Below are 14,407 nucleotides of genomic sequence, written 5' to 3' on the forward strand. Positions count from 1 at the left end.
TGCGGCTATACGTTGACGCGCAATCTGCAAAGCGTATTCGATCGAAGCGAGGTGACGATCATAGATCCGTCGCGCGCGCTCGTCCGCAACAGGCCCGAGAGCTCTCGCGCATGCTGCAGGGCAAGATCGAGGAGGAGGACAGTTTTTCTCGCATCCTCCCTGACGCTGAATGCACCGACTCGCACGGTGTCCATGAGGCCAGCACCGGCCACCACAACCACCGCCTTCTGCTCAGCGCTCGCAAAGGCGGCCTCAGGAGAGAGTGTCCTCGTGCGAAAGGGAACGATGTTGGTCATTGGCCTTTCCCCTCGGCGGAGGCGGATCTGCATCAAATTTTCAGCATTATACACATGGCCTTTTACGGAAGGCTTTGAGCGCTCGCATAAGGCATGGCCGCACCGGCCTCAAAGCGAGCGGCGGGATTGACCCGAAAGCAAAGGAAAGGGCGCCGAGTCCGGCGAGTCTTGTCAGCCCCGGTTGCGGCAAGCGCCGCTCAGCCCGAGAAGCGGCGCCGATACTCCGACGGCGACACACCGAGATGCCGCAGGAACGCCCGCCGCATGCGCTCGTCGTCGCCAAAGCCCGCCCGTTTGGCGATTTCGACCACGTTTTCGATCTGGCGGCTTTCGAGTAGGAGGCGCGCCGTCTCGACCCTGAGCGCCTCGACTCCCTGTGCCGGGGTCATGCCGGTGCGGCTGACATAGGTGCGCGCAAAGGTGCGCGGCGTCATGCCGGCTCGCGCGGCCAGCGCCTCGACCCGCAAGTCGCTGGCGATGTTCTCGATGATCCAGGCATGCAGCGCACTGAACCGACCCTCGACGTCGGACGCCTGCGCCGCCAGGACGGTCGAAAACTGACTCTGGCCGCCAGGACGTTTCAGAAAGACGACGAGCCGGCGCGCCACGTCGAGCGCGATCGTATGGCCGAAATCCTCCTCGATCATCGCCAGCGCGAGATCGATGCCGGCGCTCACGCCTGCGGATGACCAGACCCGGCCATCCTGCACAAAGATCGCGTCGGGCTCGACCTTCACGTTCGGAAAACTGTCCTGCAGACGGGGGCAGTAGCGCCAATGTGTCGCGGCCCGCCTGCCCTCCAGCGCGCCGACCCAGGCCAGCGCAAAGGCGCCCAGGCAGACGGATGCGATGCGCCGGGCACCGGGGAGCACCTGGCCGATCCACTGCATCACCATCTCGTCCTGCCGCAGCTTCCAGATGCCGGGCCCCCCCGGGATCAGCAGCGTATCGACCTCCTCAGGCTTCAGGGACGAGAGTGGCGCAGTGTCGATCATCAGGCCGACATCGGTCGGCACCAGTCCGCCCTCCTTGGACACGTAGCTCAGCGCATAGCCCGGCCCTGGCAGCTCGATCTCGCTGAGTTCGGCGAACACCTGCGCCGGGCCGGAAACGTCGAGCAACGTCACTCCGGGAAAGGCAAAGATGGCGAGCCGCCTTTCGGCACTATCTCGACGCACCGCAGCACGCCGGGGAGAGTTGGCAGAATTCGAGGGCATATTGTCCTTTAAGCCATCGGAGGACCGCCTGTATAGCTCGACCTTGCAGTGGTGGAGTTCACGCGATGTCGCGCAATTTGGACGGTCGATACAGGACCATCGCCTCGCCCTGGGACGACTACACCGTCTACAGCTTTTCCGACGCGTCGGAGATCGAGCTGCCTGATCGGCAGCCGATCATGGATGCAATGAATTCGATCATTGCAATTAACTGGAAAGCAATCGAACCGCATTGGACCGCGGCCTCGTCGCCATTCACCGGCAAATACGGCCTCGTTCTGGTCTACGATCACGTCGGACTGGTCGCGTTCTCGGTCTATCGCGTGATGACCATCGCGCAGCGGCCGGCCATTTATCGCAGTGGGACCGAAGTATTACCCGCACATCAGGGTCGTGGCCTGTATGGGTTCTTTACGTCGCAGATCCTCAAGCATCCCGGCTCGGCCACACCCGGCGAAGAAATTCTTTACGGATGGCGTACGCGCAACCCGATCGTGTGGGCTGCCAACGCCAAGATCTGCGAGAGAGTCGCGCCGTCGCTGCTCGATGAGACGGCGGATGCCGAGTTGCAGGCCGCCTGCGTCGAGATGTGCGCGACGATCTATCCGGGCAAACCGCTCGAGGTGCCCCGCATGATCATGCGCGGCGCCTACGGACACATCCAGCACATCAGGCAGGACTATCACGGCAGGGCCTCGCTGGTTGAGACCGCGATGTCGCGGATCATCCCGGATTCCGCCGACGCCCTGTTCTCCGTCGGCTATGCGAGGGTGTGATGGCGGCGCTCGGACAACAAGCGGTCGCATCCTCTCCGCTCCGGTTCCTCGATCGCGCCTATGTTGCGTGGGGTACGGTCGCGCTCGCCTACGCCGTCGCCTTCCTGCAGCGGATGTCGCCGCAGACCGTGGGCCTCGACTTCATGCGCGACTTCGGCACCGACGCCTCCGGCGTCGCGATGCTCGCCTCCAGCTACTTCTGGGGCTACACCTTGATGCAGATCCCCGCGGGCGTTCTGGTCGACCGCTACGGTGTGAAGCGCGTCGTGCTGTGCAGCATGACGGCGTCGGTGCTCGGCAGTGCCGCCTTCGCCCTGTCGCCCACCCTGCTCGACGTCTTCGTCGCGCGCGTGGTCGTGGCCTGCGGCGACGCGCTGGTGTTCACGGCGCTGCTGAAGCTCGTCGCGCAGAGCTTTTCCGACCAGCGTTTCGGCTTGATGTCCGGCATCTCCCAGGTGTCGGGCTATGTCGGCGGCGTCCTCGCCACGACCCCGCTCGCCGCTGCGGTCAGCGGCTTCGGCTGGCGCGCCTGCTTTCTCTTCATCGCCTGCGTCGGCGTCGCGAACTTTGCCTGCGCGTTCGCGACCTTGAAATCGGCACCGGCGAACTACACCAGCCGGACGCTGAAGAGCGTCCTGGTCACAAGCTGGCATGCGCTCGGATCGGCCGCGACCTGGGGCTGCGCCATGAGCTTCGCTGCCCATTTCGCGGTCGTGACCACGCTCGCCGGGGTATGGGGCATCCCGATGGTCGCGCATTATTTCAGCATCTCGCCTTCGGCGGCCGGCGGTCCCCTGCTCGCTTTCATGGTCGGCAACGCCATCGGATCGGTCTTTCTCGGCCATGCCGCGGACCGGATGCAGTCGCTCAATGCAGCTCTGATCTCCATCACCTTGCTGCGCATGCTGCTCGTCGTGATGCTGTTGCCGGCACTGGCGCACAGCTTCGGCTTCTTCTATGTCGGCGCGGTGTTCGCCGTGCTCGGTCTGGTGGCCGGGGGCACCGTGCCGCTGATCCTGAAAAGCACCAAGCATCTCTACACGGCGGAGCGCATCGGCGTCGGCGCATCGATCAATACGACGGCCGCCGGCATTTTTGCCGGACTGGCTCAGCCGGTGATCGCCTTTGCCATGGTGAGTGCGAGCGGCCTCAACCCCGACATCGGATCAAGCCTGCGCAGTGCCGCCAGCGATTCCGGCTACGCAGCCCTGATCGAAATTCTCGTTCTGATGTCGCTTCCTGGACTCCTTGGGCCGCTGATGATGAGGCGCAAATTGATACTTCGTACTTAAGCATAAGAACAGAGAGGGTCAGTATGTCGCGTTTGTATTTGAGAAGGGACGAAGCCCGATCCGGCCATCAGGCCGGCACCTGGCAAAGTGTCCTGTTTTCGGAATTCGAGGCTCAGATGAGCAGCGAAGCAAGACCCTTTCCGTGCGTATTCGGCGTCGCGGGCTATCGTCACGATCAGCTTCGTTATCTGTTTCTCGACCCCATCGACATCGACGTGCTCGGCCAGCAGCTCGCCTTGTTCGTCTCGGAGAGCCGCTCGCACGGACCCAACACCTCGCTGGTGCTGTTCACGCGCCCGCGCCCGGTCCAGACCATCAACTCTTACTACAAGAAGTTCTGGCACATCCTCGATCAGCTGGCGCGCGTCGACAGCCAGCCGTGGCCCGCCGAAATTCCCGAGACCGTCGATCATCCGATGTGGGAGTTTTCGTTTGCCGGTGAGCCGATCTTCGTCGTCTGCAGCACGCCCGCGCATGTGATGCGGCAAAGCCGCCGCTCGAGCGCATTCATGCTGACCTTCCAGCCGCGCTGGGTGTTCGAACGGATGCTCGGCACGGAGGAGGCGGCCGCCAAGGCCTTCGGCGAGGTGCGCAAACGGCTGGTCCCGTTCGACACGACGGCGCCTTCGCCCCAGCTCGGACGCTACGGCAATCCGGAGGGCCGGGAGTTCAAACAGTACTTCCTCTACGACGACAACCAGCCGCCGCCGGCCTGTCCCTTCCACAAGCTGGCGCAGACCAAGCCATCGTCCATTGCAGACAAGGAGCAGGCCGCATGACCCAGATCATCGCTGGAACGAAGACCAGCTTCGCGATCGATCCCGACATCCTGGCGCTGTTGCCGACGCAGGGCTGCATCGAGCTGCAGCACGATGCGGCCGGCAAGGTTCACGCCTTCCATACCCACCCCGTCGACGAAATCCTCGTCGTGATCCAGGGACGACTCACGTTTCGTTGGGAAGGCGGCGAGCGCATCTGCACGGCCGGCGACAAGATTCTGCTGCCGGCCGGGACGCTGCACGAATCGGAAGCGCTGGATGATGCAATCTATGCGATTGCGACGCGACCTCCCGCAACCATTGCGGGTAGTCGGGAGGGATGAGCTCAGGACAGAGGGCGATCGGTCTCCGAAAGGGACTCCGCGGTCAACCGCTCGACCATCTCGATCACCTCGATGCGCTGGCCCGGAGCCAGCTTCAGGAATGCCTTCAGCAGACGAAGGCTTTCCAAGGCTTCGCTCGATGGGGCTCCGAGCTTCGTGTGCAGCTCCGCGATGAATGTTGAATTCTTCATCTCGCACCTTTGGCAGGAAACAGTAATGCCAGTCCTTAGCAAACGTGAAGGCCTTGCACGCAAGGTAGATACTGCAGCAATCGAGGCTGAAAGTCTCGGTCTGACGACTGCGACCCTGATCCTCAGGATGGCCCGCCTGGAAATCGACCGTGCGGAACCCGACGAGGTTGAAAGTATGCCAGCGAACAACTCTTGCAGCAAGCCGAACTGACCGGTTGGTTGATTTCGGCGTCGCAATTTGAGCCTTCTGGCAGTTTCTGGCTGACGATACCAGTGGAAACGGTCGTTTACCGAACGAGGCGGGGGGATTACGGCAGCGGTAAGCTTGTCCTCCACATTAGAGGTCTTCTATAGTTTGCTTGGGGGGAAGAATGGGTTGCGGATCTCGCTCGGGATCCGTGCCCACTCCCGCGACACAGCGGCTGCAGGAAGACCATGCGCACTTATTATTTCGATATGAAGGATGGCATTCCGACCAGAGACCGGACCGGCCTGGAATTTGCGACGAGTGCAGGGGCGATCGAGCACAGCCGGGATTTGGCCCGGCGCCTCCGGCACGACCCGCGCATCACCGACCGCAGGCTGTCCATCGTCGTCGTCGACGAATCTGGCGCGGAGGTTCACCGCGAGCCGGTTTATCCGGCTGCAGTGAAAGCCAGCCTGTCCTGATTTCTTCATAGGCGTGCCGGCAGTGACTGCGCGCTGACTGCTTTTTCTACTTTTCGTAGAGGAAACGAAAAGCCGAACAACTCTTGAGTGTGCATATCGGGCACGCGATCGGGCCGCTTCCGCAGCAAGAGCACCTTGAGGGCTAGACGCCCCGCCGGTCCACTCCACCGGCTCTCCCCTTCCCTCGGCCGCCAACGAACGCCGCCGCTGCGCCACCGAGGGCCTATTGCTGCTTCTCCCAGAACGAGAGCAGGCCCTGGGAGGCCGAGCCGCCGATCACGCAAGGGATGCCGACGGCGACCTGCCCCAGCGCGGCGGCCGAGACACAACCGAGCGCAAGGGCGCCGACGCCGAGCTGTCCCCAGAAATCCATGTTGCGCCGGGCGTCAGAGCCCCTGGTCTTCAGCTCCTCGACGGCGGCGACGGCATCCTTGCGGACGGCGCCGAGCTGCACCGTATCGGCGGCCTCAACCACCTCCCTGAGCGGCTCCTTGACCGGTCCCGACTGCCGCGCCAGCTCCTCCCGGAGATAGTCGCGCAGGCTGGCATCGCGCACCGAATAGCTGGCAAGCGTATAGCGCGCCATGCTGCCGATCGTCAGCTTGTCGACCGTGTCGCGGCTCTTCGACCACGGCAGCATCTGCACGATGCGCTGGATCGGTACGCGCGAGCCGGTTGCGAAGTAATAACCCCAGAGGATGTCGAGCAGATCCTGGTGGGTCGCGTAGCTGAGCCGCGTGTCGAGCTTGCGCTCCTCCTTCTTGAACGGATTCTGCGTCAATGCGCCACGCAGCTTGTCCATCACGCCAGGCTTCGTTTCCTCCAAGGGGATGTCCATCAAGGTCGGCTGTGCGCCGCTCAGATAGCCGTCGATCATCACGCGGCGGCCCGGCATCTTCGGCGCGACCCTGCGCATGAGATTGCGCCAATCCGGCAGACCCGAATAAGCGATGGCACGCACGACCACCCACTCCTCCTCGGGAGGCACGGGAAAGAAGCTGTTGACGAGTTGTTCGGCCTTGGCGGGATTGGAGCCGATCGCCCCCGCGATGAAGCCGAGATAGATGCCCGCGTTCTCCGGCTCCTTGAACGTCTGCGAATGAAACAGCACCCGGACCGCCGCCGGCACATGGGCGTAGTCGGGTTTGGTGCGATAGTTGTAGATCCAATTCTGGACGACACCGAGCGACGCGCGTGGGTCGATCTCTGGGACGACCGCAGCAGCAAGGGCTGATTGAACGAAAGTGCAAGCGATGAGGGCCAAGGCGATCGCGCGCATGGTCTGCTCCCGACAAACGTTCGCCGCATCAGCATCTGCTGGCGCGTACGGATGAGGACGATGCTGCACGTCGTTTGAATCGACTCTGCGTCGATTCTGCGGCCGCGCCCAGTTCCCTGCTGGCCACCCTTCGCAGGCGTGATCGCAGGCCCCCGAGTCTCCACGGCCTCGACATGATTTGGCCGCCCACCGGCTTTTGCATCCCGGCATGACGAGCAGGCAGATGCGCGCATGTTGACCCAAAACAGCCGTCACCGCGGAGACAGCAGATCGCGACACGTCGCATTGATCGTTGCGACGCTGTCGGTGCTGACGTCCGCGCCGCCGGCGGTGGCGGGCGAAGCCCTTGCAGTACAGGGCAATCGGCGCGTCGATGCCGACACCGTGCGATCCTATTTTCGCGCTGACGCCAACGGGCGCTACGACGCCGCCGCGCTCGACGCCGGCTTGAAGGCGCTGGTTGCGAGCGGACTGTTCGACGACGTGAAGATCAGCCGCGCCGACGGACGGACCGTGGTCCGCGTCTCGGAAGCAAAAGTGCTCGATCGCGTCGCCTTCGAAGGTAACAAGAAGGTGAAGGATGCGGAGCTTACGGGCGCGGTGCTATCAAAGCCGCGAGCCGGCCTGCAACGCGCAACTGTCCAGGGCGACGTCGCCCGCATCATCCAGGCGTATCATCGTGCGGGACGCGACGACGTCCGCGTCGTCCCGGAGATCATCGATCGCGGCAACGACCGCGTCGATCTCGTCTTCACCATCACCGAAGGCAGGAAGACGCCGGTCAGGGCGATCAACTTCACGGGCAACCGCGCCTATGGCGCCCGACAATTGCACGCGGTGATCAAGACCTCGGCCACCAACGTGCTGAGCTTCGTGACCGGCGGCAACGTCTACGACGCAGATCGCGTCAACGAGGACCGCGAGCTGCTGCGGCGATATTACCGTGACCACGGCTACGCCGATGCCGAGGTCACGAACGTGAGCGTCGACTATGACGCGGCAAATGGCGGCTACAACCTCACCTTTGCGATCGAGGAAGGCGGACTCTATAAATTCGCCGCAGTCGACGTCTCCTGCAACGTGCAGGGGCTGGCCTGCGACCGCCTGCGCACATTGTTGCTGACGCAGCAGGGCGACACATTCGACCAGAGCAAGATCGACAAGACCTCGGACGTCCTGGCGGCCGAACTTGGCAAGCTCGGCTTTCCGTTTGCGCAGGTCGAGCCCAGGATCGATCGGCATGCGCAGGATCGGCAGGCCGACGTCACCTTCCAGATCGAGCAGGGACGGCGCAGCTATGTCGAGCGCATCGAGATCCACGGCAACACGCGCACGCATGACGACGTGATTCGACGCGAGTTCGACGTCAGCGAAGGCGACGCCTACAACAGGACGCTGATCGACCGCGCCGAACGTCGCCTGCGCAACCTCAACTACTTCAAGACCGTCAAGATCTCGACGCGGCCGGGCTCGGCCAGGGATCGCGTGGTGCTGGATGTCGAGGCAGTCGATCAGGCCACCGGGGACTTCAACGTCTCCGGCGGCTATTCGTCCACGGACGGATTGCTCGCCGAGATGAAGATCGGTGACCGCAACGTACTCGGCACCGGCAACACTGCGCAGGCCACTTTCACCTACGGCCAGTTCGCGCGAGGCGCCAGCCTGTCCCTCACCTCGCCCTACGCCCTCGGCCGAACGACACCCGGCATGGAGCTGTTCGCGCGACAGAGCATGGTCAGCACATTCCAATCGTTCGGCAGCAACACCTATGGCGGTGCCCTCACCCTGGGCATGCCGGTCAGCGAGCAGACTGCCATGCTGTGGCGCTATTCGCTCTACGACCAAAGGGTGGTGCTCGCGCCGGGGATCTCGCCGGCGGCGGTGTCCCTGCCGGTTCGCCAGGCGGTCGCAGCCGGACGGCAGACGGTGTCCTCGCTCGGCAATACCGTCACCTACAGCTCGCTCGACAACAACAAGGTGCCGACCAGCGGCATTCGTTCGCAGTTGACGCAGGATCTCGCCGGTCTCGGCGGCGACGTTCGCTTCTTACGGACCACGGGCGACGTCCGCTATTATCGGTCGATCAACAGCGACCTGACCGGCATGGTGCGCGCGCAAGGCGGCTATATCACCGGATGGGGCGGCCAGCAGGCGCCGCTGCTCAACAGCTTCTTCGGCGGTCCCACCATGGTGCGCGGCTTCGCGCCGGGCGGCTTTGGGCCGCGCGATCTGACGCCAGGATCGACGATGGACAATGTCGGCGGCAGCCTGTTTTGGGCGACCACGGCGGAGCTGCAGGGCAACATTCCCGGATTGCCGCAGGAATACGGCCTGCGTGCATCGGCCTTCGTCGACGCCGGAACCGTGTTCGGCTATCGCGGCCCGACCCAGAATGTCCAGGTGGCGAACAGGAACGTGCTGCGCTCCTCGGTCGGCGTCGGCATGACCTGGGCATCACCGTTCGGACCGCTTACCGTCGACTACGCGGTCCCGATCAGCAAGGCGGCGCACGACGTCGTGCAGCCGCTCCGTTTCAGCGCCGGCGGCTTCTGAGCCGACACCACAACATGGACGGAGCGCCGCGTCACGTCAGTACGGACTGTAGTAGTAACCGGGCGGCCCGTAGTACGGACGAACATAATATGGCCGCGGTGCGTAGTACACCCGTGGCGGCCCGTAATAGCCGGGTCCGGGATAATAGCCGGGCCCATAGTAATAATAGTCGTCGTGCTGATGCGCGGCGATTGCGCCGATGGTGCCGATCATTGCACCCATGATGGCCAAGCCGGCGGCTGGATTGCCCCTGTAGACGCGGCGATAGCGCCGACGAGCGCTGAGATCGGTCAAATCGCCGGCTGTCGCCGTCGCGACCACCGGCTTGTTGGCCGGACCCGCCGCCCGCTCATGAGCTGACGCCGGCGCGCTTGCCACCACGGCGATGGCCGCGACGGCCGCAATCGCGATTTTTCCACCGGCCGAAGGAGATCGATATTTCCCGCTGAACATGGCATCACCCTTCACTTCACTCGTTCCCAAATACAACATGCCCGGGCGTGCAGCTTGACCTGTGTCAACTCAGGGACCACCCCGGCCGTCCGGCGGCACGTACGCATTCCGCAATCGTGCTTAGACGCGACGTCACGCCCCCTGGTTCAGCCCACCGCCGCATCGATTTCTTCGAACCGACGGCCCCCCGTCGGGAACCAATGGCTGCACACCGACGCCGTCCATCATGCCGTCGGCAACAGGAGTTCTCATGCCTTCCAGACTGACACGCCCATTCTTCAGCGCCGTCGCCGCGCTGGCGCTCACCGCTTCGATGGCGAGCGCCGGGGACAGCGCGACCTCGCTGTTCAAGGTGGTGACCGTCAAGGACGAGATCGTCATCGGTCTCAATAGCGAAGAGCTGGCAACGATCGGCGGGAACGATGCCAGCGCCGTTGCGCGCGCATTGGCGCAGAAAGGCGACCTCTCAGCCTGGCAGTACAACGTTCATCGCGGCCCGAACGGCGAGCTGCAGATGGCACCTTCGGCCAAGATCGGTCTGCTGTCGCATGCCTCGCTGCGCGTCGAGCCCTACAGCACCACTTATGTCGTGACGCCGCATCCCTGAGGGAAAACGATTGTCCGACCGGCGCTCGTACCCGTCGACGACGGAACGAGTGCCGGTCGTACCGGCCGTTAGCTCTCGCCCCGATGGCCCGATCGCACGGCCCCATCGCATTTCCTGGAGACCCTGTCGGTGGACAACCCGTAGACCACGGCCAGCCGGTCCAGGCACTCCTTGAAGCGCCGGGCAAAATAATCATTCCAGCGCTGGCTGGCGAGCCCCCGCTTGTGTCCGACCTGCTCCATGGTCAGGCCGTGCACCAGGACGTCATGGGTGATCGCCGCGCCGTCGGCGCCGAGCTCGCGCTCGGCGCGGTTGAGCCGCAGCACCGCCTGCCTCTGGCCTTCGGTGACCGGCTCACGCCCGCGGGCGCCGTCAACGTGCTCGCGCGAGGGATCGACCGCCTGCGGGCCTCGCTCGGCCCGCTCCCAATCGTTCTGGAACGCCCGTCCGGCCCGGTATTGGGCGTCATCCAGCTGCTTGTGCGCGTGCAGCCGGCCGAGCGGGTCGCTGCGGACCGATCGCAACGCGACGATCTTATCGCCGGGCTCGAGCGCCAGCGGATCGTCGATCTCCACGGGAATCACGTCTGCATTTCGCGGCAGGTCGTGAGCTCTGCGGTCGTGGGTCTTGGACATGCGATGGGGCTTGCTGCGTCTGGGGCGCGCCATGTCTCGTCTCCGGAAATTGGATGGGGTCGGTTCGGGTCGGGTTTGCCGCGCTCTACGCGGCCGCGACCAGCCGCAGGATCAAGGGGCCGGCGGGACGCACGGCGGCCTCCTCGGGCGGAAGCCGCGTGAGATGGTAATGCGGCGTGCAGTAGCAGGAGCCGGGCTGGCGCGGATGGCCACAAAAGGTGATGGGATCGTCGTCCCGGTCGCCGCCATAGGGATAGCGGCAATCGTTGCGCTTGAGCTGGTCCAGGGACAGCAGGCGCGGGCTGATGCCGACGCAACGCAGCTTGACGGCCGCGGCGGGCTTCGCCGGGGACGGCATCGGCCGCACCGCCGCGTCGGCGCCTCGCCGTCCGGTTCGGGGCGCCGCGGACATCGACCGGGGCGCGGATCGCGCGGCTTTCGGCCCGCCCGGCGCGGCCAGCCCGATCCGCTTGCCGCGGCCAAGCGTCGCGTTCCGCGTATAGGCGGTTCCGAACTGCGCATTGAGGGCGCGCGCGATCTCGGCATAGGACCGCCCCTGGGCATGAAGCTCGCACAGCATCTTGGAATGCTGGTCTGGCCAATCTGTGGATTGCATTCTCGCCTCTTCCTTCTGGGTCGGGGCCGCCGGATCCGCCGGCTCACCCGACGGCCAAATCTTCCGATATTCCGAAGAAAAAGTCAAGCTTGAGTTCTGATTATTCGAAACATATAATCCCTTCCGAGATTCGCAAAAGAGGTCAAAGCCATGTTGGACGTTGCCATGATCGAGCGTGCACTCGAGAAGCCGGGAAAGACGAAAGGAGGGTTGGCCCGCGCCATGGGCGTGCGGCCGGGCGCGGTCTCCGAGATCCTCGGCGGCCAGCGCCTGATCAAGGCGGCCGAGATTCCGCTCATCACGGAATATCTGGAGCTCAATTCCGTCCCCATCATGGGGCGGGTCGGCGCCGGCTCGGTGATCGAGCCGGATTACGAGCAGGTGCCCGTCGAGGGCCTCGGCGAGGTCGCCCTGCCCTTCCCGATCTCCGAGGAGACCATCGCCTTCGAGGTCACGGGCGATTCGATGCTGCCGAAATACGAGAATGGCGACGTGATCGTGGTCTACCGCGAGCAGCGGCACCCGCTGTCGAGCTTCTACGGCGAGGAGGCGGTGGTACGCCTCAAGTCCGGCGAGCGCTACCTGAAGACGATTGAACGCGGCAAATCGCCGTCCGTGGTCAATCTGAAGAGCTTCAACGCCAAGCCGATCGTGGGGGTCAAGCTGGACTGGATCGGCGAGATCTTCGTCACCCTGCCACGCGGCCAGATCTCGCGGATCCGCGCCAAGGCGGCCGCCAAGTCGCGCGCCCGCGCGGCGAACAAGTAAGACTCGACGCCGGATGCAGGGGGAACGCCGCGGCGTTCTCCCTGCATCCCGCCTCCAAGGGAGGGTAGGCCCCGCGCCTGTGGCGCCGTCGTGATCAACAATTCTGAGCGACATATGGGGATGTGCGTCCTTAGCCTCGCGGCGCCCAGGCGTCCGAGTGATACAGTGGTCTCACCCTCTTCAAACGAGAGGGTGCAGGGAAGGCCGGACCTCGACTGAGGCCCGTGGCCCGCCTGCTCAAAAAACGCAGGCGGCAGGTACCACAGGTCCAGCCGGAACGATCCGGCCCTCCCTGCGCGATGGTTTTCACGGCTGCTTCGCGTTCTCCCCGGTGCGCCGGGCTTGTTGGTCACCGTCACCCACGCGGCGCTGTCAGCGCCGGCGCAGGCTTGATACCGGCATCGGGGTATCAGGACCACGCGACTTGACCGTACGAGCCGGTGTTGTTCGTCGGCGCGAATGACCACGCTGCAAACCGGCTCGCCCATCACTCCCCGCCTCCACGTGTCGTGACGACCGCGATACGCCCCTCTCCATGAGGCGGGATGCGCGTAGACAATCATGAATTCTGAAAAAGAGAAAGAAGAATCTTTCGGCCCGGCGGGCCAGACCGGGGCAATGCGTTGAAGCCTCGCCCAAAACAAGCGTTTCCGCACACGTCGTCTGCAGGCGATCGAAGGCCATGAACGGACCATCGTGCGGGCGCATCGACCCTGATTCGCCCGACGGGCGTGACGCCTTGCCACCAGCCGCGCCCGGCGCCCGGATCAGTCCTCGACCCGCAGCTCATCGCGATGGACGTAGCAGTCGGCATTCGGAGGCGGCGGTGGGACAGGCTGGTCTTCCGCTATCTCGGCTCCAAGCGGTGACCCGCCCCGACGATCCACGGGCCGCCAGCGAGCGGACCCGCTGTGCCATCGCGTCATCGCCGACGTCCGGCCGGCGTTGACGACGTCGCGCAAGCGGATTGATCCCGATCAACGACCAGGCGCCGCGCCGGAGCAAACTCATCTTCAACCTGTGGCTGCACAGGCAGGACATGGGGGAAACGCCATCATGGGAAACGCCATGCGGAGATATCTTCTTGCCTTTACCTTGGTGATCGCCGCACTCGGCTTCACGTCGTCGGCGCGTGCGGGATGCTGGCCGAACGAAAACTTCCACCTCGTGTGCTGGCTGGATACCTATGGAACGGCGTGCGAAGCGCACCACGCGCTGACCAGCGTCAGAGCCGTGCTGTATCCAGAGCCGCGCTACTCGTACTATGAATTCGAGGTTTCGCACTGGTGGACGGCCCACAAGACCGTGGCCTGTCCGCCGAATCAAAAGACGACGTTCAGCGGTGTCTGGGACCGGGAAACCGGAAAGGCGGAGGAAACGGCAACCACCGGCATTTCGTCGGTGACGAGGCGAGTCTATTGCAGCAACAATCCCTGGACGGGCCAGGGGCCGCCGACGGTGCCGATCTGCTCATATCCGGCCGATGATCCGAACGTGGGACTGCCCGTCACCTCGGCGATGCTCACGCAAAGCCAGCGAGACGATCTGCTTCGCGTTCAGGAGCCGTTGCATACCCGTTGCCAGCAGATCAAGCCACTCGAGGACGAGGTGTCGTGGCTGAACGGTCGCCCCATCGTCGAGGTGGTCGCGTCCCATCATGAATATCAGAAGCTCGAATGGCATCTGTGGTTCATGGACTTCGGCGAGTTCGGACCGTGGCATGAGGTCGCGGCACCGAAGCCGAAGGGCCCTTTGATCTGGAAGGGCACGACCTATACCGAGCGCCGCATTGCGACATCGAGGCACAGATATTGGCTGAACAAGCCCGGCCGCTGGAAGGTGGTTGCGAAGCCGAAGCCGACCGCGGCGGCGGCGCAGGCGATCCCGATCAGCGTGACCACCGAATGTCCCGGCGCGACGTTCAACGTGCAGTGATGGGCGATGACGCGGTCT

17 protein-coding genes are annotated in these 14,407 nt (G+C 64.2%); 10 read left to right on the plus strand and 7 right to left on the minus strand.

The genetic code is table 11. The annotated features are described in order from the left end of the window. Positions 1–5: 5 nt before the first annotated feature. Both QX094_RS02655 and QX094_RS02660 read right to left on the minus strand, forming a co-directional pair. Entirely contained in the window at positions 6–296 is a 291-nt protein-coding gene (locus QX094_RS02655; protein ID WP_315712976.1) for a hypothetical protein, read from the minus strand. Between the two features lie 197 nt (positions 297–493). After that, positions 494–1,513 carry a GlxA family transcriptional regulator gene (locus QX094_RS02660; RefSeq protein ID WP_315753489.1) on the minus strand — a complete coding sequence of 340 codons (1,020 nt, stop codon included), beginning with the start codon at positions 1,511–1,513 and terminating at the stop codon, positions 494–496. A 65-nt stretch (positions 1,514–1,578) separates the two neighbouring features. Here QX094_RS02660 and QX094_RS02665 point away from each other — a divergent pair, with 65 nt between their 5' ends. The 4 genes from QX094_RS02665 to QX094_RS02680 all read left to right on the plus strand — a co-directional run bounded on the left by QX094_RS02665 (position 1,579) and on the right by QX094_RS02680 (position 4,683). After that, complete coding sequence (locus QX094_RS02665) at positions 1,579–2,289, plus strand: hypothetical protein (RefSeq protein WP_316169736.1); 711 nt, start codon at positions 1,579–1,581, stop codon at positions 2,287–2,289. After that, positions 2,289–3,581 carry an MFS transporter gene (locus tag QX094_RS02670; protein WP_316169737.1) on the plus strand — a complete coding sequence of 431 codons (1,293 nt, stop codon included), beginning with the start codon at positions 2,289–2,291 and terminating at the stop codon, positions 3,579–3,581. The genes QX094_RS02665 and QX094_RS02670 overlap by 1 nt, the downstream gene beginning before the upstream one ends. Before the next feature lie 116 nt (positions 3,582–3,697). Then, a complete protein-coding gene (locus QX094_RS02675; RefSeq protein WP_409977957.1) occupies positions 3,698–4,360 on the plus strand; it encodes a YqcI/YcgG family protein in 663 nt (220 codons plus the stop codon). Beyond that, positions 4,357–4,683 (plus strand): cupin domain-containing protein, encoded by a 327-nt coding sequence (locus QX094_RS02680; protein ID WP_315753483.1) that lies wholly within the window; start codon positions 4,357–4,359, stop codon positions 4,681–4,683. The genes QX094_RS02675 and QX094_RS02680 overlap by 4 nt, the downstream gene beginning before the upstream one ends. 2 nt (positions 4,684–4,685) lie before the next feature. Here the strand turns inward: QX094_RS02680 and QX094_RS02685 are convergent, their stop codons facing one another. Further along, positions 4,686–4,874, minus strand: coding sequence for a hypothetical protein (locus QX094_RS02685; RefSeq protein WP_315753481.1), 189 nt, complete (start codon positions 4,872–4,874; stop codon positions 4,686–4,688). Between QX094_RS02685 and QX094_RS02690 the strand changes: the two genes are divergently transcribed. Both QX094_RS02690 and QX094_RS02695 read left to right on the plus strand, forming a co-directional pair. Next, positions 4,855–5,085, plus strand: coding sequence for a hypothetical protein (locus tag QX094_RS02690; protein ID WP_315712990.1), 231 nt, complete (start codon positions 4,855–4,857; stop codon positions 5,083–5,085). The two genes, QX094_RS02685 and QX094_RS02690, sit on opposite strands and share 20 nt — an antisense overlap. A gap of 224 nt (positions 5,086–5,309) precedes the next feature. Continuing rightward, a complete protein-coding gene (locus tag QX094_RS02695; RefSeq protein WP_315712992.1) occupies positions 5,310–5,543 on the plus strand; it encodes a DUF6894 family protein in 234 nt (77 codons plus the stop codon). A gap of 223 nt (positions 5,544–5,766) precedes the next feature. Here the strand turns inward: QX094_RS02695 and QX094_RS02700 are convergent, their stop codons facing one another. Next, the gene (locus QX094_RS02700; protein WP_315825140.1) at positions 5,767–6,822 is read right to left on the minus strand and encodes a hypothetical protein; all 1,056 of its coding nucleotides are present in this window, start codon (positions 6,820–6,822) and stop codon (positions 5,767–5,769) included. A gap of 231 nt (positions 6,823–7,053) precedes the next feature. On the opposite strand from QX094_RS02700, the gene bamA reads away from it, so the two are divergent. Next, entirely contained in the window at positions 7,054–9,375 is a 2,322-nt protein-coding gene (gene bamA, locus QX094_RS02705; protein WP_316187638.1) for an outer membrane protein assembly factor BamA, read from the plus strand. A 36-nt stretch (positions 9,376–9,411) separates the two neighbouring features. Here bamA and QX094_RS02710 read toward each other — a convergent pair whose 3' ends face one another. After that, on the minus strand, positions 9,412–9,828 hold the full coding sequence (locus QX094_RS02710; protein ID WP_316166112.1) for a hypothetical protein: 417 nt from the start codon (positions 9,826–9,828) through the stop codon (positions 9,412–9,414). 250 nt (positions 9,829–10,078) lie between these two features. Here QX094_RS02710 and QX094_RS02715 point away from each other — a divergent pair, with 250 nt between their 5' ends. Continuing rightward, the gene (locus tag QX094_RS02715; protein ID WP_316166111.1) at positions 10,079–10,435 is read left to right on the plus strand and encodes a hypothetical protein; all 357 of its coding nucleotides are present in this window, start codon (positions 10,079–10,081) and stop codon (positions 10,433–10,435) included. A 68-nt stretch (positions 10,436–10,503) separates the two neighbouring features. On the opposite strand, the gene QX094_RS02720 is transcribed toward QX094_RS02715, so the two are convergent. Continuing rightward, a complete protein-coding gene (locus tag QX094_RS02720) occupies positions 10,504–11,103 on the minus strand; it encodes a DUF6456 domain-containing protein (protein ID WP_316166110.1) in 600 nt (199 codons plus the stop codon). 52 nt (positions 11,104–11,155) lie between these two features. Continuing rightward, positions 11,156–11,686, minus strand: a complete 531-nt coding sequence (locus tag QX094_RS02725) for a GcrA family cell cycle regulator (RefSeq protein ID WP_316183872.1) — start codon at positions 11,684–11,686, stop codon at positions 11,156–11,158. 150 nt (positions 11,687–11,836) lie between these two features. Between QX094_RS02725 and QX094_RS02730 the strand changes: the two genes are divergently transcribed. Further along, positions 11,837–12,454: a helix-turn-helix transcriptional regulator gene (locus QX094_RS02730; RefSeq protein WP_315713004.1), complete on the plus strand. Its 618-nt coding sequence runs from the start codon at positions 11,837–11,839 to the stop codon at positions 12,452–12,454. Between the two features lie 945 nt (positions 12,455–13,399). Beyond that, a complete protein-coding gene (locus QX094_RS02735; RefSeq protein WP_316166108.1) occupies positions 13,400–14,389 on the plus strand; it encodes a hypothetical protein in 990 nt (329 codons plus the stop codon). Positions 14,390–14,407 lie beyond the last annotated feature (18 nt).

Source organism: Bradyrhizobium sp. SZCCHNS1050, from assembly GCF_032484785.1.
Classification (GTDB): domain Bacteria; phylum Pseudomonadota; class Alphaproteobacteria; order Rhizobiales; family Xanthobacteraceae; genus Bradyrhizobium.

Excerpts from the sequence above, each read along its gene's own strand:
- QX094_RS02675 (WP_409977957.1), top strand. The coding sequence starts at position 3,698 with ATGAGCAGCGAAGCAAGACCCTTTCCGTGCGTATTCGGCGTCGCGGGC.
- QX094_RS02660 (WP_315753489.1), bottom strand. The coding sequence starts at position 1,513 with ATGCCCTCGAATTCTGCCAACTCTCCCCGGCGTGCTGCGGTGCGTCGA.
- bamA (WP_316187638.1), top strand. The coding sequence starts at position 7,054 with ATGTTGACCCAAAACAGCCGTCACCGCGGAGACAGCAGATCGCGACAC.
- QX094_RS02730 (WP_315713004.1), top strand. The coding sequence starts at position 11,837 with ATGTTGGACGTTGCCATGATCGAGCGTGCACTCGAGAAGCCGGGAAAG.
- QX094_RS02725 (WP_316183872.1), bottom strand. The coding sequence starts at position 11,686 with ATGCAATCCACAGATTGGCCAGACCAGCATTCCAAGATGCTGTGCGAG.
- QX094_RS02710 (WP_316166112.1), bottom strand. The coding sequence starts at position 9,828 with ATGTTCAGCGGGAAATATCGATCTCCTTCGGCCGGTGGAAAAATCGCG.
- QX094_RS02685 (WP_315753481.1), bottom strand. The coding sequence starts at position 4,874 with ATGAAGAATTCAACATTCATCGCGGAGCTGCACACGAAGCTCGGAGCC.
- QX094_RS02680 (WP_315753483.1), top strand. The coding sequence starts at position 4,357 with ATGACCCAGATCATCGCTGGAACGAAGACCAGCTTCGCGATCGATCCC.
- QX094_RS02655 (WP_315712976.1), bottom strand. The coding sequence starts at position 296 with ATGACCAACATCGTTCCCTTTCGCACGAGGACACTCTCTCCTGAGGCC.
- QX094_RS02695 (WP_315712992.1), top strand. The coding sequence starts at position 5,310 with ATGCGCACTTATTATTTCGATATGAAGGATGGCATTCCGACCAGAGAC.
- QX094_RS02715 (WP_316166111.1), top strand. The coding sequence starts at position 10,079 with ATGCCTTCCAGACTGACACGCCCATTCTTCAGCGCCGTCGCCGCGCTG.
- QX094_RS02700 (WP_315825140.1), bottom strand. The coding sequence starts at position 6,822 with ATGCGCGCGATCGCCTTGGCCCTCATCGCTTGCACTTTCGTTCAATCA.
- QX094_RS02665 (WP_316169736.1), top strand. The coding sequence starts at position 1,579 with ATGTCGCGCAATTTGGACGGTCGATACAGGACCATCGCCTCGCCCTGG.
- QX094_RS02670 (WP_316169737.1), top strand. The coding sequence starts at position 2,289 with ATGGCGGCGCTCGGACAACAAGCGGTCGCATCCTCTCCGCTCCGGTTC.
- QX094_RS02720 (WP_316166110.1), bottom strand. The coding sequence starts at position 11,103 with ATGGCGCGCCCCAGACGCAGCAAGCCCCATCGCATGTCCAAGACCCAC.
- QX094_RS02690 (WP_315712990.1), top strand. The coding sequence starts at position 4,855 with ATGAATGTTGAATTCTTCATCTCGCACCTTTGGCAGGAAACAGTAATG.